The organism is Curtobacterium sp. MMLR14_010, assembly GCF_001865015.1.
Classification (GTDB): Bacteria; Actinomycetota; Actinomycetes; order Actinomycetales; family Microbacteriaceae; genus Curtobacterium.
The window spans coordinates 132452-157229 of record NZ_MJGV01000101.1 but is presented as its reverse complement, the minus strand read 5'-3'; the positions used below and the strand labels follow the sequence as shown (position 1 = coordinate 157229).

The window sequence follows — 24778 nt, the reverse complement described above, 5'->3', positions numbered from 1 at the left end:
CGAGACACCCCCGTCAACGCGAGACACCGGCGTCAGCACGTTCCCGCTCCCCCGAGACACCCTCGTGCAAGCGAGACACCCGCGCACGCTCGAGACGCCGCCGTTTCCAGCGGCGTCTCGACGACCTCGGGGCGTCTCACCGAGACACCGGCGTCTCACACAGCCCCACACCCGAGACACCGGCGTCTCCCCCAGCCCCACACCCGAGACACCCCTGTCTCGCCCAGCCCCACGCCCCGAGACGCCCCCGTCAGCACCTCCTCGCTTCCCCGAGACACCCCCGTCAACGCGAAACACCCGCGCACGCTCGAGACGCCGCCGTTTCCAGCGGCGTCTCGACGACCTCGGGGCGTCTCACCGAGACACCGGCGTCTCACCCAGCCCCACACCCGAGACACCCCCGTCTCGCCCAGCCCCACGCCCCGAGACACCCCCGTCGACACGAGACACCGGCGTCTCGGCCCCTCCGCCACCGACGACCACAGCCGCGGGCACGGGCACGGGCACGACCACAGCCACGACCACAGCCACAGCCACAGCCACAGCCACAGCCACAGCCACAGCACCCCCACACGCCGAAACGCCGGCGTCTCCAGAAGACACCGGCGTCTCGCGCCTCCACCGAACCCGAACCCGGCGGAACGACCAGCCCTACGCAGCCACCGGCGCCCGCTGCCCGACCGTCTCGCCGGCCACGGCCGCCTGGTCGGCAGCAGCAGCACCAGCACCAGCACCCGCATCAGCATCCCCAGCCGGAGCCGGAGCCCGACGCACCCACTTCTTCAGCGCGACCAACACGAGCGCCGACACGACCATGCCGACCAGGATCGCGAGGATGAACATCCAGATCCCCCCGATCGCGAAGAACACGAAGATCCCACCGTGCGGCGCCCGCGAGGTGACCCCGGCCGCCATCGTGATCGCACCCGTGACCGCGGCCCCGACCATCGACGCAGGGATGACCCGCAGCGGGTCGGCAGCCGCGAAGGGGATCGCCCCCTCGGAGATGAACGAGGCACCGAGCAGCCACGCGGCCTTGCCGTTCTCCCGCTCGGGCTTCGTGAACCCTCGCCGGTAGAGCACTGTCGAGGCGAGCGCCAGGGCGAGTGGCGGCACCATGCCGGCTGCCATCACCGCGGCCATGATCTCGAACGGCACGACGTTCGTCGCGGTGCCGGCACCGAGCCCGGCGACGGCGAACGCGTACGCCACCTTGTTCACCGGACCGCCGAGGTCGAACGCCATCATCAGGCCGAGGATGATCCCGAGCAGCACGGCCGAGGCACCGGACAGCGAGTTGAGGAACTCGGTCAGCTGGGTCATCAGCCACGCGATGGGCCCACCGAGCACGAGCAGCATGAGCCCGGAGGCGATGATCGACGCGAACAGCGGGATGATCACGACCGGCATCAGGCCACGCAGCCAGCGCCACGTCGGGATGCGCCCGATCCAGTAGGCGGCGGCACCGGCGATGAGGCCACCGACCAGGCCACCGAGGAACCCGGCGTTCATGAACACGGCGATCGACCCGGCGACGAAGCCCGGCGCGATGCCCGGCCGGTCGGCGATGGCGTACGCGATGTACCCGGCGAGCGCGGCGACGAGGAACCCGAGCGACACGGAGCCGATCTGGAACGCAGCGGCGCCGAGGTAGTACCCGAGCCCCTGCGGCGGCAGGTCGATGAGCGTGAAGTTCGTCAGCGTGAACACGGCGTTGTTCTGGCCGGAGTCACCGTGGGTGAGCGCGATCCCGTACCCGGCGAGCAGGAACCCGAGCGCGATGAGCAGCCCGCCGCCCGCAACGAAGGGGATCATGTACGAGACGCCGGTGAGCAGCCAGCGCTTCAGCGACTGCCCGAAGTGCTCGTTCGACGCCGTGCTCGTGCCGGTCTCGGCCGCGGAGCCGGAGACCCGGGCGGCGTTGGGGTCGTCGGCAGCGCGGAGTGCCTCGGCGATCATCGCATCGGGCTCGTCCACGCCGCGCTTGACCGGGCCGGAGACCAGCGGCTTGCCGGCGAACCGGGAGCGGTCGCGCACGTCGACGTCGACGGCGAAGACCACGGCGTCGGCGCGGGCGATGAGCGCCGGGTCGAGCGGCTCGACCTGCGAGGACCCCTGCGTCTCGACGTGCATCTCGGCACCGGCGCGCTGGGCAGCGGCGACGAGGGCGTCAGCGGCCATGTAGGTGTGCGCGATGCCGGTCGGGCAGGCCGTCACGCCCACGATGACCTTCCGGCCGGCGGCTGGTGCCGTGGTCGGCGCGGCCGGACTGGAGGCTCGGGGTGCGCCCGTCACGCCGGCGTCGGCGACCTCGCCGGTCACCTCGCGGTCGACCAGGTCGACGATCTCCTGCTGGGTGGTCGCGGCGCGGAGGGCGGCGGTGAAGTCCTCGCGGATGAGGGCACGGGCGAGGGTCGAGAGGACCGTGAGGTGGTCCTTGTCGGCGCCCTCGGGCACGGCGATCATGAAGACCAGGTCGGCGTCGCCGTCGGGCGCGCCGAACGGCACCGTCCTGGCCAGGCGGGACATCGCGAGCGTCGGCTCGGTGACGGAGGCCGAGCGGGCGTGCGGGATGGCGATGCCGCCGGGGACGCCGGTGCCGACGGAGGCCTCGCGCTTGATCGCGTCGGCCGCGAGGGACTCGCCCGAAGCGGCGCGGCCGCTCGCGGCGACGCGGTCGGCGAGGACGCGGATGACGTCGGCCGAGGTGGCTCCGAGGTCCTCGTCGAGGCCGACGAGGGGGACGCTGATGAGTCCCGGACTCGTGGTTCGCTCAGCGGTCATGGTGTGCTCCTTTGCAGTGACGCGAGTGGCGTTGCGGTGGGGGTGCTGTTCGTGTCGGTGGGGGTTCGCCGGACGACGACGATCGCGTCCGGGTCGGTGTGGTCGAGGGCGGGGACGTCGCTGCCCGGCAGTGCGGCGGCGGCGGCTCCCGTGGCGACGGCCTGCGCCAGACGCCGTTCGGGCGGTTCCCCGGCGACCTCGGCGAGGAGGTACCCCGCGAGGGCGGAGTCGCCAGCGCCGACGGTCGAGCGGGCGACGATGCGCGGGGCCGCTGCGGAGAAGACCCCGTCGGGGCCGACGAGGACCGCGCCCGCGCTGCCCAGCGTCAGCAGCACGGTCTCGACCCCGCGGGCCCGGAGGCGTTCGGCCGCGGCCACCGCCAGGTCGAGGTCGCGCTCGTAGTCGTCCGGGTCGCCGCCGACGGCCTCGGCGAGCTCCTCGGCGTTCGGCTTGAGCAGGTCGAGCCGCTCCCCGGACTGCAGCAGCGCGGTGAACGGGACGCCGGACGAGTCGACCGCGATCCTGACCGCGTCGCCGTGACGGGCACGGACGGCCCGGACCAGCACGGCGAGGGCGTCGTCGGGCAGCCCCGGCGGCAGCGAGCCGGCGATGACGACCCAGCGGGCGCGGGGGCCGGTCGCGGTGGCGTCGGCCGTGTCCGCGACGAGGGTGGCCAGGTCGTCGAGGCGTCCGGCGAGCGAGGGCCCGGGCTCGTTGAGCTTCGTCGTGGTGCCGGTGGGCTCCGTCACGGTGACGTTGGACCGGAGCGGGGCGCCGATCGGCAGCGCTGCCGTCGGGATGCCGCGGGTCGCGAGGCCGAGCAGCACGGGGTCGAGGTCGTCCCCGGGCAGCACGGCCACGGTGTCCCCGCCGCTGGCGACGACGACCCGCGAGACGTTGACGCCCTTGCCGCCGGGCTCGGCCGTCGACCGGGTCGCCCGCTGCACGGCCCCGCGCTGCAGTTCACCGGAGAGCTCGATGGTGCGGTCGAGGGAGGGGTTCGGCGTGACCGTGACGATGCGGGTGCTCATGCGACGACGACCTCGACGTCGGACTCCGCGAGCGCCTCGGCCAGGTCGGCTGGTGGCTGCTGGTCGGTGACGAGCGTGTCGATCTCGTCGAGACGGGCGAACCGCATGAGCGCCTCGACGCCGTGCTTGGCCGCGTCGGCGAGCACGACGCTGCGACGGGCGGCGAGCACGTAGGCGCCCTTCACCGCCGCCTCGTACTCGTCGGGGGTGCTCAGACCGAACCCGGCGGACAGGCCGTTCGTCCCGACGAAGGCGATGTCCGGGCGGAGCGCACCGATCTGCTGCACGGTGGCGGTGCCGACCGCGGCGCTCGTGACCCCGCGGACGCGCCCACCGAGCAGGTGCAGCTCGACGTTCGCGGAGTGCTGCAGGGTGGCGGCGATGGGGACCGAGTTGGTCACGACGGTGATGGTGGCCCCGGTCTCGGCGGGCTCCCACCGTGCCAGCTCCGAGGCGACCGCGGCGCAGGTCGTCCCCGCGTCGAGGGCGATCGAGCCGGTGAACGTCGGCGGGACCAGGCGCATCGCGGCCCGGGCGATCGCGGACTTCGCGGAGCCGTGCTGGCCCTCGCGCTCGGCGACGCTGAGCTCGACGACGCTTGAGCGCCCGACGGGGACCGCTCCCCCGTGCACGCGGCGCAGGACCCCGGCGGTCTCGAGCAGGTCGAGGTCGCGGCGGACCGTCTCGGTGGTGACGTCGAAGTGCTCGGCGAGGTCGGCGACGGAGACCCGGCCGGCGTCCTGCAGGGCGGCGGCGATGGCGTCGTGGCGCTCCGTTGCGTACATGCCCGAACTCCTTCGTTCCCGTTGGTTTCGAGCACCATACGCGCACAACCAACACAAACACAAGAACCCGCGCCCAAACCCACACATCCGAAGGCGCCCGGACAGCGGATCGGCGCGACGTGGTCGCTCCCGACTGGTCGCAACGCACCGCTCACCTCCGCCGAGTGGTCGCCGACCGTCGCTCCAGCACCCGGCGAGCGACGGTCTCCGACCACTCGGCGCACGCGGGCGGGGTGTCGTGACCGGTCAGCGGACGGGGGCGGGGGACGGCGGGTGCGCCACGACGGACGGGAGGCACGGTGCCAGCTGGCACCGTGCCTCCCGTCAGCAGACAGCGGACGCCCCTACCCCTTCACGGCACCGGCCGTCATGCCCGTGACCAGGCGGCGCTGGACGATGAGGAAGAAGACGACCACGGGCAGCGAGAACAGCACGCTCGCGGCCATCAGCCCGCCGAAGTCCGTTCCCTTGTTCGTCGAGAAGCCCGCCAACCAGACCGGCAGCGTGTACATCCCCTGGTCCTTGAGCATCACGTACGCCGTCAGGTAGTCGTTCCACGCCGCGATGAACGCGAAGACGCTCGTGGCGATGACGCCCGGCATGACGAGCGGCAGCAGCACGCTCCACATGATGCGGAAGGTCCCGGCGCCGTCGGTCTTCGCCGCTTCCTCGATCTCGATCGGGACCGCGACGAAGAAGCCGCGCATCACCCAGATCGAGAACGGCAGGACGCTCGCGACGTACGCCAGGATCAGCCCGAGGTAGCTGTTGAGCAGCCCGAGGGACTGGAACGACAGGAACAGCGGGATGAGCAGGGCACCGGACGGGATCATCTGCACGAACAGGATCCCGACGAGGATCGCCCGGCGCCCGCGGAACCGGAACCGCGAGAGCGCCGCCGACGCCAGGAACCCGACGACGATCGAGAGCAGCACGGCGGCCACCACGACGATGGCGGAGTTCCGGAGGTACCCGAGGAAGTTCTCCTGCGTCAACGCGCGGGTGAAGTTCTCGATCGTCGGGTGCAGTGGGAACCAGATCGGGGTCATCGTGGTGACCTCGTCCGCCGGCTTGAACGCGGTGTTCACCATCCAGTAGATCGGGAACACCCACACCAGGCAGAACAGCACCGCGAGGGTATTGGCGAGCACCCGCGGGCGCTGCTTCCGCCGCCGGACGACGGGCCGCGCCGCAGAACCGACTGCTGGACGTACCTCGGTGTCGGTCACAGGTCCTCCTCCCCGCTCCGGACGAGCCGGCGGATGTAGTAGCTGGAGAGCACGCCGAGGATGACGGTCGAGATGACCGCGATCGCCGCACCCTGCCCGTAGGCGTTGGAGACGAACGACTTCACGAAGGTCCAGATGCCGAGCGTCAGGGTGGCGTCCTCTGGGCCGCCGCGGGTGAGCAACCAGATCTGGTTGAACACGTTGAAGTCCCAGATCACCGACAGGATCGTCACCAGGAGCAGGGTCGGCGCGAGCGCGGGCAGCGTGATCGCCCGGTACATCGCCCACGTGGTGGCGCCGTCGAGCGAGCCGGCCTCGTAGTACTCGGGCGCGATCTGCGACTGCGCCGCGTAGAGCGTCAGCGCCACGAAGGGCACCGCCTGCCAGATCACGAGCGTCAGCACGATCGTGTACGCCTGCGCCGGGTGCGACGCCCAGTTGTCCTGCGTGTGGTCGCCGAACACCCGCATCTGCGTGATGACCCAGTTGAGCACGCCGTAGAACGGCTGGAACAGCCACTGCCAGACCAGGCTCGACGCCACGTTCGGCATCGCCCAGGCCAGCACGAGCACCACGCTCACGACCGTGCGCATCACGACACCGAGCCGGGTGAGCAGCTGCGACACCCCCATGCCGATCACCAGCGTGCCGAGCACCATCGCCGCGGTGACGACGACCGTGCGCAGGATGACGGGCCAGAAGCTCGCATCGGTGAGCACGTTCGTGTAGTTCGCGACCCCGGCGAACCCGGCCTGCCCGGTGAAGATCGCACGCAGGCCGTACTCCTGGAAGGAGATGACGACGAGCCGGACCAGCGGGTAGACGACGAGCGCGAGCAGGATCACGGCGGCCGGGGCCAGGAGCACCAGCGGCGCCCGCGACGCCGTGACCGGCCGACGCCGGCCGGGCCCAGGACGTCCGGGTCGACCCGGACGCCCTGCGCGGCCAGTGCCGCCCGGGCGACCGGAGGGACCGGCTATGAGCCCGGCAGCACCGGCGTCAGCGCCGGCGACCGGCCCGGCAGCTGCCGGACCGGTCGCCGTGTCAGCGGTCGAGGTCATCGACTACAGACTCGCGTTGAGCGCCGAGGTGAGGTGCTTCGAGAAGTCCTTCGCCGACTCCTCCGCGGTCTTCCGGCCGGTCGCCACGTCGGCGAACATGGACTGGAAGCTCGCGTCGCCCTCGATCGTCGACCAGCCCGGCGTCGCCGGGGTCGGACGGCTCGTCGAGGCGGCCTCGAAGTACGGCTTGTGCAGCGCGTCGACGTCACCGGCGACCGCCGTGAGCAGCTGCGTGGAGTTCGGCTCCCAGCCGTCCACCCCGAACACCTGGTCCTGCTGGAACTTCTTCGAGGTCAGGATCTTCAGGTAGTACAGCGCCAGGTCCTGGTTCGCCGACTTCGCCGGGATCCCGAGGTCCGAGCCACCGAGGAACACGGGCTGTGTACCCGACCCCGACACGGACGGCATCGGGAACGTGCCGATCTGGTCCTTCAGCGCGGGCTTGGCGGTCGTGATGGAGCCGATCTCCCACGCCGACCCGAGGAAGGCCGACGTGTTCCCCTGCGCGAAGATGTCCGACTGCGCCGGCTTGTCCGTGTTGATGTCCTGGGTGGACGACGCCGAGTACGCGTTCTGGAACTCCTTCCAGGCGTCGAGGCCCTTGACGGCCTTGGCGGAGTCGAGCGTGCCGGTCCACTTGCCGCCCTTCTCCGTCGCGATCTGCCCGCCGGCGTCCCACACCCACTGCAGTCCGCCGTACCAGTACTGGCCGGGCATGTAGAACGCGGAGAAGTCGCTGCGCGTGTTCGCCGCCTTGACCTTGTCGAGGTCCGCGGTCAGCTCCTCGTACGTCGTCGGCGCCGCGGTCACACCGGCGTCCGACCAGACCTTCTTGTTGTAGATCACGGCCCGGTTGCCCGCGAAGAGCGGTGCGCCGTACAGCTTGTCGTCCACGGTGGCCGGGCCCTCGAGCCCGGAGAGCCACTCCTGCCCGCCCTTGAGCTCCGACTCGTACGGCGTCAGGTCCTTCAGCCCGCCGGTCGCGGCGTACACCGGGACCTGCGTGTTGCCGAGGTCGACGACGTCCGGGGCGTCGGACTGCGCGAGCGCGGTCGTCAGCTTCGTGGTGATGCCGTCCCACTGCTGGGTCTGCAGCTTCACCTTCGCTCCGGTGGCCTTCGTGAACTGCGACTCAGCGGCGTCGAGCACCTTCTCGCTGAGGTCGCCGTTCATCATCCAGACGGTGATCGTCTTGCCCGTGCCATCGGGTGTGCCGATGGACTTCGTCCCGCTGTCGGAAGCGCCGTTGCTTCCTGCGGAGCACCCGGTGAGGGCGAGCACGGCTGCCAGGCCGAGCGCACCGAGTGCGGCGGATCGCGTGTGTGTCACGTTGACTCCCTAGGTCCGACCTTTATGAAAGGACGTTGCGTATTCGCAATAGAAGACCCTGGGAGGCCCCGTGTCAACCGTTGGACCGGTCCCTGTGGACACCTTCGATCCCTGTGTTTCCGGGGGATCACGGATGGCGAACGAATCATCGCCGATGCTTGACGAACTGGTCATGACCACGCATGATCCGCAGTCGGCAGCGCGGTGCGGAAAGCAACGGCCTGGAGGCCCGGCACCGGTCCCACAGACCGGTGCCTGGCCTCCAGGCTGGTTGCCTCCACCGCCCGTCGCTACACCGCTGCCAGTGCGCTCGTCGGTGGGATGCGCGCTGCGCGCGCCGCCGGGTACAACCCGGATACACCGCCGATGACCACCGTCGCACCGAGCCCGCCGAGGACTGCCCACAGCGGGATCGCCGCCGGCCACCCCTGGCCGAGCGCGAACCCGACGGTCACGCCGACGCCGATGACCACGCCCGCGACGCCACCGAGGAACGACAGCAGCAAGGACTCGACGAGGAACTGGTCGCGGATGTCCCGACGGCGGGCACCGAGTGCGCGGCGGACGCCGACCTCTGCCCGACGCTCGAGCACCGTGATCACCATCGTGTTGGCGACGCCGATGCCCCCGACGAGCAGTGCCACGCCGCCGATGCCGACGAGCAGCCCGGTGAAGGAGTCGTCCGTCGCGTTCTTGGCGGCGAGGGCGTCGGACGGTCGACTCACCCCGACGTCCTCGGGCGAGCCCGGGCTGATCGCGCGAGCGAGCACGTCGCGGGCCGCGGCGACCTGGGCCGGGTCGACGCGGGAGTACACGGCGGTCGGGTGGCCGTCGAACCCGAGCGACTCCGCGGTGCTCCGTGGGACGAAGACCTGGGCGTCCAGGTCCTCGGCGAGCGCCAGCGGGGCGAGCGTCCCGACGACCTGCACCCAGCGGCCGCCGAGCCAGACGCGGGAGTCCGCGCGGACGTGGTCGATCCCGAGCGCTGCTGCGGCCGCGGCTCCGAGCACGACCTGGTCGGGCGCGTCGGACCCCGCCGCGAGCCAGCGCCCGGACCGCACTGAGCCGCCGAGCACCGCGGGGACGTCGCCCTCCGCAGCCATCACGCCGAGGCCCTTCGTCTCGGGTTCGGGCACGTACGGGGTCCGGTAGCCGTGGGCGCCCTCCACCTTCCCGACCGCGGCGGCGGACTCGACGTCGTCCTGGCGGAGGACCGACCCGAGCGCCGTGGGAGGCAGCGGCGGCGTCTCGGTGATGCGCTGCGCAGTGGTGACGGTGAGGACGTTCGTGCCGAGGGCGTCGAGCGCGCGGTCGAGCTCCGCCTTGCTGGAGGTCGAGATCCCGACGACCGCGATCATCGCCGCGATGCCGATCGCGATGCCGAGCGCCGACAGCACCACGCGGCCCGAGCGGGTACGGAGCCCGAACACCCCGAGCCGGAGCAGGTCACCGGGCCCGAGGGTCCTGCGCGCGCTCACCGCGCGCCACCGATCGACACGGCGAGCGCGGCGGCCGTGGTCGTGGCCGCCGTCGTCGCCGCGGAGTCCTCCTGCACCAGACCGTCCCGCATGCGGACCTGTCGGGGCAGCGACGCCGCGAGCTCCAGGTCGTGCGTGATCACGAGCACCGTCGTGCCGCTCGCGTTGAGGTCGCGCAGCAGCGCCAGGACCGCCGCCCCCGACGCGGTGTCGAGGGCCCCGGTCGGCTCGTCCGCGAGCAGGATCGTCGGCGCCCCGACGACCGCCCGCGCGATGGCCACACGCTGCTTCTCGCCGCCGGAGAGCTCCGGCGGGCGGTGGTGCACGCGGTGCCCGAGCCCGACCCGGTCGAGCGCCTCGAGCGCCCGCCGACGTCGTTCGGACCGGGACGTGCCGCTGTAGAGCAGCCCGTCGGCGACGTTCTCCGCTGCGGTGGCTCCCGCCTGCAGGTGGAAGTGCTGGAACACGAAGCCGATGTGCTGCGCCCGCAGGAGCGACAGCGCGTCGTCGGTCATCGTCGCGACGTCGTTCCCGGCGATCGTGACCGTGCCGGCGGTCGGCCGGTCGAGCGTGCCGACGATGTTCAGCATCGTCGACTTGCCCGACCCGGACGGCCCGACCACGGCGACGAGCTCCCCCGCGGCGACGTCGAGCGTGACCCCGCGGAGTGCCCCGACGTCACCGTACGTCTTCGTCACGTCCCGCAGCGACAAGACCGGACCAGCGGCCCGCGCGCCCGCGGAACGCGCGCCCGCGGAACGCGCGCCCGGGGTCTGCCCGCTCATGCCGGCACCACCACCCGGTCGCCCGCGGCGACGTCCCCGGTGACCGCGACACGACCGGAGGCGGTGAGTCCGGGGACGACCCGGACGCGCTCCGTCATGCCGTCGCGGCGCACGACGTCGACGGCGTAGCGGCCGCCGTCGACGGCCACCAGCGCCCCGACCGGCACCGACAGCACGTCCGCCGCCGTCGTCCCCTCGGCCTCGATCCTGGCGGAGCCCGCAGCTGGGAGCTGGCGGTCGCCCGCGTCGAACGACACCGACACGTCCACCTTCGTGGTGGCGTCGTCGCCCGTGGCCGGCTGGAGGTCCGTCACCTCGCCCGACATCGCGTCCCCGGCTCCGTTCACGCGGACGTCGACCGCCGTGCCCACCGCCAGCCGTTCGGCGTCACGCTGGGACACCGTCGCCGTGACGATGCGCTCCGTGCTCGTCACCTGGAGCACGTCGCCGCTCGCGGGCTGCCCGAGCTGCCCGTCGACCGACGCCACCCGGACCGGGCCGTCGACGAAGACGACGTCGTCGGCCGTCAGCACCCCGGTGACGTCGTGCCCGCGGGCGCGCTGCCACTGCTCGACCGCCCGCTGCGTCCGGGGGCCGAACGCGTCGTCCTGGGCCACGTCGTACCCGAGCGCCGCCAGGTTCTCGTTGAGCTGCCGGACGTCGGTGCCCGTGGTCCCGCGCTCCAGGTCACGCCAGAGCGGCACCGTGCCGTACATCGACCGGACGGCGCGCTCGTCGACGGCGTAGAGGAACTCGTCGCGGGAGACCACCTGCCCGGGCTCCGGCAGCCAGGTGAGCGTGCCCGACGCGGCGCCGGGCACCCCGGTGGGGGTCCCGTAGCCGAGCGATCCCGCGAACACCTCCGAGTCGGTGAGGTCCCCCCGCGTCACGGTCCCGGTCGGCCCCGCGTACCGGTCGCCGGGACCCGAACCCGCACCCGCGCCGGCGGACGCCGCTGCCGACGCCCCCGTCCGCGCCTCGGCGAGCGCCCACGTGCCGGCACCGGCGGCGAGCACGGCGACGAGTCCCACGGCCACCAGCACCCGCGTCCGCCCCGAGGCCCTCACGGTGCGACCCCGGCCGGGCTCCCGCCGAAGGCCTCCGCGTCGCACGACCGCGCGACCTCGTCGAACGCCGCCTCGTCGTCCGGGCGGTACTGGATCTTCCCCTCCTCGTCGTCGGGGTAGTCGGCGAAGCCGTGGTCCCGGATGCACGCGGCGGCCTTCCGCGCCTGCTCGGGTTCCGGCCCCATCGGCTTCGCCGCTGGGACGTCGCCGGCCTCGGTCCCGTCGCCGAGGCAGTTCTTGAGGTCGTCACGGTACTGGTCCGGGTCGACGCCGTCCGGCGCGCTCAGCTGCATGGTGGAGCGGGAACCGTCGGGGTCCGGCATGTCGTAGCCCTGGTCGCGCATGCACGAGGCCAGGGACGAGCCCTTCGCCGCGGACCCGGTGGTGGACGAACCCGTGGCCGTCTCGTCGCTGTCGGGTGATCCGCCCGAGCAGGCGGTGAGGAGTGCTGGCAGCAGCAGCACGGCCGTCGCAGTGGCGAGGAACGCGCGGGTCTGGCGGGTGGTCCTGGTGGTGTCGTTGGTGTCCATGCATCCAGCACAGCGGACCGGGTGTTGCGGCCCGCGTCCCCGGCAGCTCACATCGACGAAACACCGACCCGGACGCGGAGGCCGCCGCCCTCGCGGGCCTCGACCCGCAGGTGCCATCCGTGGGCCTGAGCGACTGCGGCGACGATCGACAGCCCGAGGCCGCTGTGGCGCCGTCCCGGCACCGCGTCCGCGCACCGCCGGAAGGGCTCCACGAGCAGCGGTGCCACGTCCCCGGGCACGAGCGGCCCCGAGTTCTCGACGGCGATCCCGTCCTCCGTGGTGGTGACGTGGACGAACCCGCCGGGCACGTTGTACTCGACGGCGTTGCCGACCAGGTTCACCAGGAGCTGCCGCACGAGGGTCGGCTCCCCGAGGACGGAGCCAGGACCGGGACCGCCTGGAGGCTCGGTGCAGCTCCGGACGGTGAGCGTCACCCCCGCCTCGGCGGCGGTCCCGGCGACCCCCGCGACGACGTCGGCGGCGAGCGCGCTGAGGTCGACCGGCACCAGGTCACCGGCGAGTCCCCGGTCGGCCTGCGCGAGCACCAGGAGCGACTCCACGAGGTGCTCCGTCCGACGGTTCTGGTCGAGGAGGCTTGCCCGGACCGCGGCGAGCTCCTCCGCGTCGGCGCCGTCGGCGAGCCCGATCTGGATCGCCGCGCGCTGCACGGTGAGGGGCGTCCGGAGCTCGTGCGACGCCTGGGCGACGAACCGGCGTTGGCTCTCGAACGCGGTCTCGAGTCGGTCGAGCAGGTCGTCGACGGTCCGCGAGAGCCGCCGGAGTTCGTCGTCGGGGCCGTCGAGGGCGATGCGCTCGTGCAGGTTCGCGGCGGAGATCCTGGTCGCGGTGTCGGTGATCCGGTCGACGGGTCGGAGCATCCGCCGGCTCAGGAGCCAGCCGATCCCGCCTGCCACCACCCCGGCCCCGGCGACGCCGACCGCCGCCCACTGCCACTGCTGCACGGCGACGACCCGGACGAGCGCCAGCTCCGCCCCGCCCTCGTGCGCCGCCCCGCGCTCCCGCACCGCCTCCGCCGGACCGCGGAGCATCGCGACCGAGCCGGGCACACCGAGGGCCGCCTGCGACATCAGGTTCGTGAAGACGACGACGGCCACGGCGAGCGCCATCGACGCCAGCGCGAACACCAGGGCGGTCCTGGCGCGGATGCTCCACGTGCGCATCACAGCGCGTAGCCCTGGCCCGGCACCGTCCGCACCGGGTCGGGGTCCCCGAGCTTCCGACGGAGCTTCGACATCGTGACCCGCACGGCCGAGGTGAACGGGTCGATGTTCATGTCCCAGACCTTCTCGAGCAGCTCCTCGGCCGAGACGACCCGTCCGTCGGCACGCAGCAGGGTCTCGAGGACGCCGAGCTCCTTCGCGGTCAGGTCGAGCGGCCGACCATCCCGCGTGGCCATCCGTCGGTTCGTGTCGAGCATGAGTCCGCAGCGCTCCAGGACGGGTGCGACCGGGGCGCCGCACCGCCGTCCGAGTGCACGGACCCGAGCGACCAGCTCGGGGTACTCGAACGGCTTCGTCAGGTAGTCGTCCGCGCCGAGCTCGAGCCCGTGCACGCGGTCGGACAACGTCGTCGCCGCGGTCAGCATGAGGACGCGAGTCAGGCTCCCCCTGGTCGCGAGCCGCCGAGCCACCTCGTCGCCGTGGACCCCGGGCAGGTCCCGGTCCAGCACGACCACGTCGTAGTCGTTCACCGCCAGCAGCTCGTCGGCGACATCGCCCCGGTAGGCGACGTCGACGGCCATGCCCTGCCGCGTCAGTCCCGTCGCGATGAGGTCAGCGAGGTCGGTTTCGTCGTCGGCCACGAGGATGCGCATACGGACATTGCACGTGACATACCTCTGAACCGGCTGACATCAGCCGAGGAGGAGCGCCGTCAGCGCGACGCGTCGAACGGCACCTCGCCGTGCTGGCTCACGCCCGCACGCTGCCGGTAGGCCAGGTGTCCGCCGAGGTAGCCCCCGACGCTGACGACCGTCAGCGCGGCGAACCCGGTGAGCTTGCCGGCGCCGTGGTTGCCGGCCTTCCGCTGCAGCCAGGACAGCCCGTAGAGCGAGATGCCGACCCAGTTGACGGCTTGGTGCACCCAGCCGGTGCGGAGCTGCTCACGGTCGAGTTCGGCCCAGTCGACGTACCCGGCGAGGCTCGCGCTGCCGGCCGAAGTGAGCCCGACCCCGATGAGGGTCTTGGCGGCCTTCGCGTTGCCCTTCCCGCCGAGCAGGTCCAGCACCGCGGCGGAGATCCAGGCGCCGAGCGGCACCTGCACCATGAGCGGGTGGATCGGGTGCCCGAAGGGCACGCCGTGCAGCAGCTGGCGCAGCGCGCGCGGCCTGGCGGTCAGCTGCACGACCTTGCGGTCGAGGTCGACGGCGGTGTCGAGGATGCTCGCGCCCTCGATGGCGTCGGTGAGGCGACGGAACGCGCGGATCTCAGGCATGGTCCAGACGGTATGCCTGGAGGCCCGGTGCCGGTCCCAGGGACCGGCACCGGGCCTCCAGGGCGGTCACCCGGCCCGTCAGCGGGCCCGTCACCCGGCGGGCTGGTACCCGATCAACCAGGTGACCCCGTGCCGGTCGCGGACCTGGCCGTCGTGGTCGCCCCACGCCCGCTCCTGCAGCGGGTCGAGGACCGTCCCGCCGTCGGCCAGCGCGTCGAACCAGCGGTGCGAGGTCTCGGCGTCGGCGGCCCCGAGCAGTGCGAACAGCACCCCCTCGACGCGGACCGGTTGCTCGTCTCCCGCGATGTCGGCCGCGAAGACGTCGACCGGTCCTCGGAGCTGGCCGTGCGCGATCAGGTCGGGGGCGGCGTCGGTGCGGGAGAACTCGGCGAAGGTGTACAGCTGCACCTCCCCGCCGAAGACGGCCTGGTAGCCGCGCAGGGCCTCGGCGGCGGTGCCGGGGAAGTGCAGGTACGGAGTGGGGGCTGGCATGACGGCACGGTACTCGCGCTGCTGCCGCTCCGCACCCCGGGGGGGGCGCTACTCCTCGACGATCTCCGCCACCTCGAAGGGCTCCACCAGCAGCGCGTCGCCGCCCGCAGCGACGTCCACCCGGACGGTGTCGCCGTCCCGGACGTCCCCGGCGAGGATCGCCCGCGCCAGCTGGTCGTCGATCTGCCGCTGCATGAGCCGGCGGAGCGGCCGCGCCCCGTACACCGGGTCGTACCCGCGTTCCGCGAGCCAGCCACGGGCCTGCGGCGTGACCGCGAGCTCCAGCCGGCGGTCGGAGAGTCGGCGGGCCAGCCGGTCGACGTACAGCGAGACGATCTGCCCGAGGTCCTCCTGGGTGAGCGCCTGGAACACGACCATGTCGTCGAGGCGGTTGATGAACTCGGGTCGGAAGGCCTGCTGGACCAGCTCGCGCACCGCGCTCTCGCGCTGCTCGGGCGTCAGGGCCATGTCGGTCAGGAACTGCGAGCCGAGGTTCGACGTCAGCACCATGATCGTGTTCCGGAAGTCGACCGTGCGGCCCTGCCCGTCGGTGAGCCGCCCGTCGTCGAGCACCTGGAGCAGCACGTCGAAGACCTCGGGGTGCGCCTTCTCGACCTCGTCGAGCAGGATCACGGAGTACGGGCGACGACGGACGGCCTCGGTGAGCTGCCCGCCGGCCTCGTACCCGACGTACCCGGGCGGGGCGCCGATGAGCCGCGCGACCGAGTGCTTCTCGCCGTACTCGCTCATGTCGATGCGGACGAGGGCCTTCTCGTCGTCGAACAGGAACTCCGCGAGCGCCTTCGCGAGCTCGGTCTTGCCGACGCCCGTCGGTCCGAGGAACAGGAACGAGCCCGTGGGACGGTCCGGGTCGGAGATGCCGGCGCGGGTGCGACGGACGGCCTCGGACACGGTGCTGACGGCGGTGCGCTGCCCGATGATCCGGCGGCCGAGTTCGCTCTCCAGGTGCAGGAGCTTCTCGGTCTCGCCCTGCAGCAGGCGTCCGAGCGGGATGCCCGTCCACTGGGCGATCACGGCGGCGATGTCCTCGTCGGTGACGCTGTCGTTCACCATCCGGTCGGCGGACTCGGCCTGCTCGGCGGCGGCCAGCTCGGCCTCGATGCGCGGCTTCTCGCCGTACTCCAGGCGGGAGACGGTCTCGTAGTCGGCCTCGCGCTGCGCTCGCTGGGAGCGCATGTTGAGCTCGTCGAGCTGCTGCTTGAGCTCACCGATGCGGTTCAGGGACGCCCGCTCGGCCTGCCAGCGGGTCTCGAGCTCACGGAGCCGTTCCTCCCGCGACTGCAGCTCGGTGCGCAGTGTCGACAGGCGGGCCTTCGAGGCGTCGTCCCGCTCCTGCTTCAGCGCGAACTCCTCGACGCGCAGCCGGTCGACGCTCCGCTTGAGCTCGTCGATCTCGACCGGGCTGGAGTCGATCTCCATGCGCAGGCGCGACGCTGCCTCGTCGATGAGGTCGATCGCCTTGTCGGGCAGCTGGCGCCCGGAGATGTACCGGTTCGACAGGCTCGCCGCGGCCACGAGCGCGGAGTCGTTGATCGTCACCTTGTGGTGGGCCTCGTAGCGCTCCTTGAGCCCGCGGAGGATCGCCACGGAGTCCTCGACGCTCGGCTCCCCCACGTAGACCTGCTGGAAGCGACGCTCGAGGGCGGCGTCCTTCTCGATGTACTGCCGGTACTCGTCGAGCGTCGTCGCGCCGATCATGCGCAGCTCGCCGCGCGCCAGCATCGGCTTGAGCATGTTCGACGCCGCGACGGAGCCCTCGCCACCGCCGGCACCCATGAGCGTGTGCAGCTCGTCGATGAACGTGATGACCTGCCCGTCGGAGTCGTTGATCTCCTTGAGCACGGCCTTGAGGCGTTCCTCGAACTCGCCGCGGTACTTCGCGCCGGCGATGAGCGAGGAGATGTCGAGTGAGACGAGTCGCTTGTCCTTGAGGGAGTCGGCGACGTCCCCGGCCACGATGCGCTGCGCGAGCCCCTCGACGACGGCGGTCTTGCCGACGCCGGGCTCACCGATGAGCACCGGGTTGTTCTTGGTGCGGCGCGTGAGCACCTGCGAGACACGACGGATCTCGGCGTCGCGGCCGATCACAGGGTCGAGCTTGCCGCTCTTCGCGATCGCCGTGAGGTCGACGCCGTACTGCTCGAGGGCGGTCTTCTGCTGCTCCGCAGAGTCAGGAGCGCCCTGGAGGTTCGCCATGCGTTGTCGTCCTTTCGTTGCGGTGGCCGTGTGGTCACGAAGTCATCGGACTCAGTTGAGTCCTACTGGCTCAAGTTTACGACACGGGGATTCATTCCGCTTCGCGCGATCGTACGTTCACGATGCCGACCGCACTCACCACGGCGCCCGCCAGCAGCAGGACGGCCATCACGACCATCGCCCGGTGGACCCCGCCGACGCTGACCTCACCGCCGAGCACCACACCGGCCAGCGCCACCATCACGAGCCCGGCGATGCGGGCGACCGCGTTGTTCACGGCCGATCCGACACCGGCCTCGGACTGCGGCACGGACCCGAGCACCGCGCTGGTCAGCGGCGTGACCATGAGCGTGATCCCGAGCCCGACGAGCAGCAGCCCCGGCAGGACCGCGAACCAGTACCCCGACGGGTCGTCGCCCACGGCGAGCATGAGCAGTGCACCGACGGCGGCGACCGCGGGCCCGGCGGCCATGAACCACCGCGGTCCGAACCGCCCCGCCAGGCCGCCGACCGTCGTCGAGAGCAGCAGGAGCACCACGGTCGGAGGCAGTGTCGCGAGGCCGGCGACCCACGCGGGGAACGCCCACACCTCCTGCAGGAACAGCGTGATGACGAAGAACACCATGCCGAGGGCACCGTAGATCGAGAGCGTCGCGATGTTCCCGACCGCGAAGTTCCTGGCGCGGAACAGCTCGAGCGGCACCAGCGGGGCGCCGGAGGTCCGCGTCACCCGGAGCTCCCACGGCACGAACGCCAGCAGCGCTGCTCCACCGAGGACGAGCGCCGCGACGACCACCGGCGATCCCCACCCCAGGCGCTCCTGCTCGATCAGCCCGAGCACCACGCCGCCGACCCCGACCACGGCGAGCACCGCCCCGACGACGTCCACGCGCGGCCGGTGTCCGGCGACCACGTCCCCGGAGATCCGACGCACGAGCGGCATGGTCACCGCGATCGGCACCGCCGTGACGACGAAGATCCACCGCCACCCGATGCCGTCCACGATCAGCCCACCGACGACCGGACCGAGGATCGACGCCGCGCTCGACCACGCCGTCCACGTGCCGATCGCCTTCGCCTGCGCGGCGCCCCGGAACGCGGCCACGATGAGCGCGAGGGCACTGGGTGTGACCAGCGCACCGCCGACGCCCTGGAGTGCCCGGGCGAGGATGAGGACCTCACCCGTCGGGGCGATCGCGCACACGATCGAGGCGATGCCGAACACGACGAGCCCCCACGTGATGATCCGCACCCGGCCGAACAGGTCCGACAGCGAGCCAGCGACGAGGATGAGCGACCCGAGCGTCACCAGGTACGCGTCGACGGTCCACTGCTGCACGACCAGTCCGCCGCCGAGTTCCGTCCGGATCGCGGGGAGTGCGACGTTCACGACGCTCGAGTCGAGCCCCACCACGAACGACGACAGGATCGCGACGACGAGCACCACACGGCGGTCGTCACGGAGTGGCGCGGTGTGCACCGGGGCGGGCGAGGAGGTCATCCCGTCATCATCCGCCCCCTGGGCCCTCGCCGCGCCCGTCGTGGATGCACGCGGACATGACGAAGCCCCGGTGTGGGATCACCGGGGCTTCAGCAACGGGGCAGGGCCGGATCAGATCCGGTGGTCTGTGGTGGCGTTCGGCTGTGCCGAGGGGCCGGGGTTCACGACGGGGGCCTGGGAGACCACCGGCGTCTGCGGGACCGTGGGGTCGACGGTGGTGTTCTGGACCGAGCCGTCGGCGTTCTTCGTCTTCTTGTCGTCGATGTCCATCTCCTTCTTGAAGATGTTGATCGACTGGCCGAGGCCCTTGGCGAGGGCCGGGAGCTTCGTCGCACCGAACAGCAGCACCACGATGCCGAGGATGATCAGCAGGTGCATGCCGGTGAGGTTTCCGAGCATCATGACTCCTTGATTCTGGAACTGTTCGCCGTCAGCGGGTCATCGTCGATCCACCTGGCGGAAGCCCGTGTGCGTCCAATGGTAACTCGGTCGGCGCTGGATGCCCAGAACAGGGGGTCGACGGTCACCTCCCGCTCAGGAACCGACCCGCTCTGACAGTGCGCGGTCGAGTGACCACATCGCCGAACCCTCGATCAGCCGCGGGACGTCGGCCTCGGTCACGCCGTGCAGGCGGTAGGCGACGCGCTCCCCCGGCAGCAGCGTCATGAACCCGCGGTCGACGGTGCCCTCGGGCTGCACGCGGTCGGGCTGCAGCAGCAGGTCCCGCACGAGCGACTCGGCCTCGATCACGAGCTCGAGCCCGTCGCCGTCCTCCGCCTCCGAGAACGCGGCGCGGTAGTGGGCGGGCTGCCAGCGCATGTCCTTGTCCGGCGACGGGGTCCACACGGCACGACGCCAGTCCATGTCCGCGACGACGAGTTCCCCGACGCGGTCCTGCACGATGCCGACCGACTCCGGCAGGGTGACGACCCCGACCCCGGCACCGTCGAGCCGCACGGGCAGGTGCACCTCGGCCAGGGTCCGCCCGGCCAGGTCGATCCGCCGCACCCGCACGACGCTGTCGAGCCCACGTCGGGTCGACCGCACGACGACCTCGATCGGCGACACCGGACGGTCGATGACCGCGGTGTCGCCCCGGGTCGTGGAGCCGGCCGTGTCGGGGACCGGCAGCGACGCGGTCGACTGGTCCGAGCCTCCAGACCGGCCCGCGGTGTCCGCCGGGGCGCCACCGGGCGCGACCCGCACCGTGGAGACCGGACGGATGGCGAGCAGGACGTCGTCGTACAGGCGACGCAGCTCGTGCGCGAGCGGCTTCAGCCGCCCGGCCGAGTCGATCGCCGACCACGAGGACACCGACCACAGGTCGTTGAGCTGCCAGACGATGACGCCCGTGTTCCGGGGCCAGTGCGAGCGCCAGTGCTCCACACCCGTCGCGATCGCGCGGGCCTGCTGGAGCTGCGTGAGGAAGTGCCAGCGGTCCAGGTCGTCGTCAGGGACGGCGCCGAACCGGGGCTCGAGTCCGCGCGCGAGCTTGCCCATGCCGTCGGCGGCCTTCTGGTGGTGCACGACCCCTGGCGACGTCGGCGTCATCGGGTCGTCCGACACGGCGTCGCGGAGCGTGCGCCAGGCGGGCGGTGCCTGCCAGCCGAACTCCGAGACGAAGCGGGGCACGGAGTCACGGTAGTGGTCGTCCGACACCCGGTTCCAGACGTCCCACGAGTGGTGGGTCTCGTGGTCGACGTCGTTCGCCGGCAGCGACTCGGAGCCGGACCACGGCGAGGCGACCGTGTAGAAGCGCGACGGGTCGACGGCGTCCACGATCGTCGGCAGCAGGTCGAGGTAGTAGTCGAGGCCCCAGCCGCGCTCCCCGAGCTCGTCGGCCCAGCCGTCGGCGTCGTGCAGCCAGATGTTCTCGTTGTTGCCGTTCCAGACCACGAGCGACGGGTGGCGCGAGAGCCGAGCGACGTTGTCCCGGGCCTCGGCGACGACCTCGCTGCGGAGCGGTTCGTCCTCGGGGTAGGCGGAGCAGGCAAAGGGGAAGTCCTGCCAGACGAGCAGGCCGAGCTCGTCGCAGACCTCGTAGAAGTCGTGCGACTCGTAGACGCCTCCGCCCCACACCCGGACCAGGTTCGCGTTGAGGTCGGCTGCAGCGCCGAGACGATCCTGGTAGCGCGCGCGGTCCACCCGCGACACGATGACGCCGTCCGGGATCCAGTTCACGCCGCGGACGTCGATGAGCGTCCCGTTGACGTGGACGTTGAACGGGCGGCCGACGTCGTCCGGTGTGGTGTCGATCCGGGTCGACCGGAACCCGGTGCGGAAGGTCTGGCGGTCGAGCACCTCGCCCTCCACGGTCTGCAGCTCGACGAACACGTCGTAGAGCGGCTGCGCGCCGTAGCCCCGCGGCCACCACAGCCGCGCCTCGGGGATCCGGACCGTCACGACGGTCTCGTTCTCCTTCGGCGTGACCTGTGCCCGCGAGCGCTGCCGGGTCTTCGTGCCCTCGACGGTCTCCCCGGACACGGTCACGACGAGCACCAGGTCGTCGTCCTCGCCGTCCTGGTCGAGGTCGTTCATGCCGGAGCGCTCGAACGCGATGTGGGCGTCGAGCACGCCCTCGCCCGCCTCGACGTCCACGAGGGGACGGACGTCGCGGAGCCGGGCGGTGGACCAGCGCTCGACCGCCACGTCGCGCCACGGGCCGCTCGTCACCGCGGTCAGGCCCCAGTCCCAGCCGAAGTTGGACGCCATCTTGCGCACGTACGGGAACGGCTCGTCGTACGGGCCCGGCATGCTGCCGGCGCGGGCGGCGACCCGGCCGGCCTCGCGGTACGGCGACTCGAACAGGATCTCGAGCTCGCGCTCGGTGGCCGTGTTGCTGCCGCCCGTGGCGTCGAGCAGGTCGAAGCGGTAGCGCCGGTGCATGTTCCTGGTGGCGCCGATCTGCACACCGTCCACCGTCAGCTCCGTCACGGTGTCGAGGCCCTCGCAGACCAGGTCGACGCGCTCGTGGCCACGCGGGTCCACGTCGATCGTGCGCCGGTACGTCCAGTCCGACCGACCGACCCAGCGGGTGCCGGCCTCGTTCCGGTCCTGGGTCGGGTCCGGCAGCAGGCCCTCGCGCTCCAGGTCGGTGTGCACCTGACCGGGGACGGTCGCGGTGATCCCGGCGCCCCGCAGGGCGTCCCGCACCTCCGGAGGCACGCCGGCCGGGGCGCTGTCCTCGACGATCGAGACCGTCCAGGCGTCACGGAGTTCCTCGCGGTCGAGGGTCATGCGGGGTCCTTCTCTGGACGGGCCGCTGGTGCGGTCCGCCGCGGTCGGGCCCGTCTCGGTTCCGTCCCGGGGCCGGTCAACGGCCTGGAGGCACGGCACCGGTCGTCCGGGCGTCGTCGCGTCGCGCGCGCGGAGCGTCGACGGCCCGCGCACGATGGGTGCTCCGCGATGGTAGTACGGGTTGCCATCCGGAACACGTGTGCCGCCCGAGCGTGGCAGGTTGGTGTCGTGATCACCGTCGAACTCGCCAAGACCCTCCGCGACGCAGGACTCCGCTGGCACCCCGAGACCGGGGACCGGTTCGTCATCGACAAGCCCGGCGTGGACGAGGACGTCTACACCGTCTCCGAGATGACCGTCGAGCGCCACGACCACCCCTCCGGCACCATCCTCGGCTTCAACGGGACGACCGAGTGGGCCCTCGACTCCGTCACCGCCGACGAGTCGCTCTGGCTGCCCCGCGAGGACCAGCTCCGCGAACTCCTCGGGCCCGCGTTCGTCGGCCTGACGCGGGTCGCCGCCGGAGAGCGGGTCGTGCACACCGTCACCGCGACGATCGCCGGGGTCGACCGGACCTTCGCGGCCGAGGACCCGGCGATCGCCTACGGGCAGGCGTTGGCGGCGTACATCGCGGCGTCGCTGGAGTAGCGGCCGGCAGCCGTCCCTGGGCGTTCCCGGGGCGCCGGTCGGGTGCGGGCTGGTTGTCTGGAGCCATGACCGTTCCGAACATCACACTCAACAACGGCAAGACCATCCCGCAGCTCGGCTTCGGTGTGTTCCAGATCGATCCCTCCGAGACGAAGGCCGCCACCCTGGCCGCGCTCGAGGTCGGCTACCGCCACATCGACACCGCCGAGATGTACGGCAACGAGAAAGAGGTCGGCGAGGCCATCGCGGAGTCCGGCATCGACCGCTCCGAGATCTTCGTCACCTCGAAGCTCAACAACGGCTTCCACGACCACGACCTCGCGCTGGAGAACGGCAAGAAGTCGGCCGACCTGCTCGGCGGGTACACCGACCTCTTCCTCATCCACTGGCCGCTCCCGACCGTGTCGGACTTCGTCCCCACGTGGAAGGCCTTCGAGGAGCTCTACGCCGCCGGCACCGCCCGTACCATCGGCGTCTCGAACTTCCAGGCGCACCACCTGCGTCGCCTGATCGCCGAGACCGACGTGCCGCCGGCCGTCAACCAGATCGAGGTGCACCCGTACCTCGCACAGGAGGAGCTCCGCGCCGTCGACCGTGAGCTCGGCATCGCGACCGAGGCCTGGTCCCCCATCGCCCAGGGCCTCGTGCTCGACGACGAGACCATCGTCCGCATCGCCGGCGCCGTGGAGAAGACCCCGGCGCAGGTCGTCCTCCGCTGGCACATCCAGCGCGGCGACATCGTCTTCCCGAAGTCGGTCACCCGGGCCCGCGTCGAGGAGAACTTCGCGATCTTCGACTTCGAGCTCTCCGACGAGGACATGACGGACATCACGACGCTCGACAAGGGGCACCGCACGGGCCCCGACCCCGACACGTTCGACTACGTCCCGGCCTGATCCAACGGGACGACGAAGGGCGGCTGCGCATCTGCGCAGCCGCCCTTCGGCATCTCCGGGGCCGGTTGCGGCCCCGGCCGGTCACGGACGGCGCGACGCCGTGACCGTGAAGCGGTCGGTCCGCACGACCTGACGGGTCGGTCCGACGACCTTCTCCAGCATCGGCCGGTAGCGCAGGTGCGAGTTCCAGACGCACCACAGTTCTCCCCCGGACTGGAGGATCGTGGCCGCGTTCCGGAACATCGCCTCGGCCGCGTCGGTGCTCACCGTGGTGTCCGCGTGGAACGGCGGGTTGCACAGCACCAGCTGCGCCGAGCCCTCGTCGAGCTCGTCGCCGGCGTCGCTCCGCACGGTGACGACCCGGTCGCCGACCCCGTTGAGGTCCGCCGTCATCCGCGTGCTCCGCACCGCCGCCGAGGACACGTCCGTCGCGATGACCCGGATCGCCGGGCGCCGTCGAGCGATCTCCGTCGCGATGACGCCGTTGCCGCTGCCGAGGTCGACGGCGACGCGGGCGGTGGGCACCGCGGCGTCCATCGCCTCGATCAGCACGCGCGTGCCGAGGTCGAGCGACGCCCCGGCGAAGACCCCGCCGTGCGCGGCGATCGTGATGCCGAGCTCGTCCAGGTGCACCTGCTTCGGCCACGGGGACGTGAGGGCGGCGCGGTTGGCGGCAGCGGTCAGCGGGTCCTGCGCGACGAGCAGTCGGGACTTCGCGCGACCCCGTGACGCCACGACGTCCCCGAACGACCGCCGGAGCACGTCGTTCTGGGACAGCGTCATGAACTTGGTCCGCCCACCCGAGAGCAGCACGACGTCCGGCGCGGCGAAGCGGGCCACCGCGCGGGCGATCTCGTCGAGGCGGTCGTGGGACTTCGTCAGGCGGAGCAGCACGAGTCGGGCGTCCCGGAAGGCGTCCTCGAACGAGTCGGGGTGGTGGAACCCGCGCAGGCCGAACGTCCCCGCGTTGGCCTGCAGCGCACGCTGCCCGACGAGGGAGTCCTGCACCACCCGGACGTTCGTGGCACCGTGCAGCGCGATGAGGCCGAGCGTCAGGAACCCCCGGACGTCATCGACCACGACCACGGCCCCCGGAGCGCGGACGGCGTCCCCGTGCACGTGCGGCGCCTCGTCGAGCATGAACCGGTCCGTGCCGTCGAGGGCGATGAGGTCCGGTTCGTCGTCGGGGTCCCGGCGGAAGAGGTCGGCGAGGTCTGGCACCGCGTCAGCGTACCGACCAGGGCATCGTGCCGC

General features: G+C 71.9%; 21 protein-coding genes. 2 read left to right on the top strand and 19 right to left on the bottom strand.

What is annotated here, in order from left to right; all coding sequences use genetic code 11:
• Positions 1 to 651: 651 nt before the first annotated feature.
• The 18 genes from BIU98_RS18245 to BIU98_RS18160 form a co-directional block, all read right to left on the bottom strand.
• Positions 652 to 2784: a fructose-specific PTS transporter subunit EIIC gene (locus BIU98_RS18245; RefSeq protein WP_071279713.1), complete on the bottom strand. Its 2133-nt coding sequence runs from the start codon at positions 2782 to 2784 to the stop codon at positions 652 to 654.
• Positions 2781 to 3815: a 1-phosphofructokinase family hexose kinase gene (locus BIU98_RS18240; RefSeq protein WP_071279711.1), complete on the bottom strand. Its 1035-nt coding sequence runs from the start codon at positions 3813 to 3815 to the stop codon at positions 2781 to 2783. The genes BIU98_RS18245 and BIU98_RS18240 overlap by 4 nt, the downstream gene beginning before the upstream one ends.
• Entirely contained in the window at positions 3812 to 4600 is a 789-nt protein-coding gene (locus tag BIU98_RS18235; protein ID WP_071279709.1) for a DeoR/GlpR family DNA-binding transcription regulator, read from the bottom strand. The genes BIU98_RS18240 and BIU98_RS18235 overlap by 4 nt, the downstream gene beginning before the upstream one ends.
• A 344-nt stretch (positions 4601 to 4944) precedes the next feature.
• Positions 4945 to 5751, bottom strand: a complete 807-nt coding sequence (locus BIU98_RS18230) for a carbohydrate ABC transporter permease (protein ID WP_071279707.1) — start codon at positions 5749 to 5751, stop codon at positions 4945 to 4947.
• Positions 5752 to 5825: 74 nt separating this feature from the next.
• Entirely contained in the window at positions 5826 to 6695 is an 870-nt protein-coding gene (locus BIU98_RS18225) for a carbohydrate ABC transporter permease (protein ID WP_217635720.1), read from the bottom strand.
• A gap of 198 nt (positions 6696 to 6893) precedes the next feature.
• Positions 6894 to 8219: a sugar ABC transporter substrate-binding protein gene (locus BIU98_RS18220; protein ID WP_071279705.1), complete on the bottom strand. Its 1326-nt coding sequence runs from the start codon at positions 8217 to 8219 to the stop codon at positions 6894 to 6896.
• A gap of 290 nt (positions 8220 to 8509) precedes the next feature.
• On the bottom strand, positions 8510 to 9697 hold the full coding sequence (locus tag BIU98_RS18215) for an ABC transporter permease (protein WP_071279703.1): 1188 nt from the start codon (positions 9695 to 9697) through the stop codon (positions 8510 to 8512).
• Positions 9694 to 10395, bottom strand: a complete 702-nt coding sequence (locus BIU98_RS18210; protein ID WP_254788020.1) for an ABC transporter ATP-binding protein — start codon at positions 10393 to 10395, stop codon at positions 9694 to 9696. Before BIU98_RS18210 ends, BIU98_RS18215 begins: the two co-directional genes overlap by 4 nt.
• Before the next feature lie 83 nt (positions 10396 to 10478).
• Positions 10479 to 11519, bottom strand: coding sequence for a peptidoglycan-binding protein (locus BIU98_RS18205; RefSeq protein ID WP_139200832.1), 1041 nt, complete (start codon positions 11517 to 11519; stop codon positions 10479 to 10481).
• A 26-nt stretch (positions 11520 to 11545) separates the two neighbouring features.
• Positions 11546 to 12079, bottom strand: a complete 534-nt coding sequence (locus BIU98_RS18200) for a hypothetical protein (RefSeq protein ID WP_071279697.1) — start codon at positions 12077 to 12079, stop codon at positions 11546 to 11548.
• Positions 12080 to 12126: 47 nt separating this feature from the next.
• Positions 12127 to 13260, bottom strand: coding sequence for a HAMP domain-containing sensor histidine kinase (locus BIU98_RS18195; RefSeq protein WP_071279695.1), 1134 nt, complete (start codon positions 13258 to 13260; stop codon positions 12127 to 12129).
• Complete coding sequence (locus tag BIU98_RS18190) at positions 13260 to 13913, bottom strand: response regulator transcription factor (protein ID WP_071279693.1); 654 nt, start codon at positions 13911 to 13913, stop codon at positions 13260 to 13262. Before BIU98_RS18190 ends, BIU98_RS18195 begins: the two co-directional genes overlap by 1 nt.
• 59 nt (positions 13914 to 13972) lie before the next feature.
• Positions 13973 to 14533 (bottom strand): DUF2231 domain-containing protein, encoded by a 561-nt coding sequence (locus BIU98_RS18185; protein WP_071279691.1) that lies wholly within the window; start codon positions 14531 to 14533, stop codon positions 13973 to 13975.
• Positions 14534 to 14623: 90 nt separating this feature from the next.
• Entirely contained in the window at positions 14624 to 15025 is a 402-nt protein-coding gene (locus BIU98_RS18180) for a VOC family protein (protein ID WP_071279689.1), read from the bottom strand.
• Between the two features lie 48 nt (positions 15026 to 15073).
• Positions 15074 to 17242 (bottom strand): ATP-dependent Clp protease ATP-binding subunit, encoded by a 2169-nt coding sequence (locus BIU98_RS18175; RefSeq protein WP_083393392.1) that lies wholly within the window; start codon positions 17240 to 17242, stop codon positions 15074 to 15076.
• A gap of 91 nt (positions 17243 to 17333) precedes the next feature.
• Positions 17334 to 18743 (bottom strand): MFS transporter, encoded by a 1410-nt coding sequence (locus tag BIU98_RS18170; protein ID WP_071279687.1) that lies wholly within the window; start codon positions 18741 to 18743, stop codon positions 17334 to 17336.
• Positions 18744 to 18854: 111 nt separating this feature from the next.
• On the bottom strand, positions 18855 to 19142 hold the full coding sequence (gene tatA, locus BIU98_RS18165; protein WP_071279788.1) for a twin-arginine translocase TatA/TatE family subunit: 288 nt from the start codon (positions 19140 to 19142) through the stop codon (positions 18855 to 18857).
• Between the two features lie 135 nt (positions 19143 to 19277).
• Positions 19278 to 21980 (bottom strand): glycoside hydrolase family 2 protein, encoded by a 2703-nt coding sequence (locus BIU98_RS18160; RefSeq protein WP_071279685.1) that lies wholly within the window; start codon positions 21978 to 21980, stop codon positions 19278 to 19280.
• A gap of 228 nt (positions 21981 to 22208) precedes the next feature.
• Here BIU98_RS18160 and BIU98_RS18155 point away from each other — a divergent pair, with 228 nt between their 5' ends.
• Both BIU98_RS18155 and BIU98_RS18150 read left to right on the top strand, forming a co-directional pair.
• On the top strand, positions 22209 to 22628 hold the full coding sequence (locus BIU98_RS18155) for a pilus assembly protein CpaE (protein WP_071279683.1): 420 nt from the start codon (positions 22209 to 22211) through the stop codon (positions 22626 to 22628).
• Between the two features lie 65 nt (positions 22629 to 22693).
• Positions 22694 to 23524: an aldo/keto reductase gene (locus BIU98_RS18150; RefSeq protein WP_071279681.1), complete on the top strand. Its 831-nt coding sequence runs from the start codon at positions 22694 to 22696 to the stop codon at positions 23522 to 23524.
• 81 nt (positions 23525 to 23605) lie between these two features.
• Here the strand turns inward: BIU98_RS18150 and BIU98_RS18145 are convergent, their stop codons facing one another.
• Positions 23606 to 24745, bottom strand: a complete 1140-nt coding sequence (locus BIU98_RS18145) for a class I SAM-dependent methyltransferase (protein ID WP_071279679.1) — start codon at positions 24743 to 24745, stop codon at positions 23606 to 23608.
• Between the last annotated feature and the right edge of the window lie 33 nt (positions 24746 to 24778).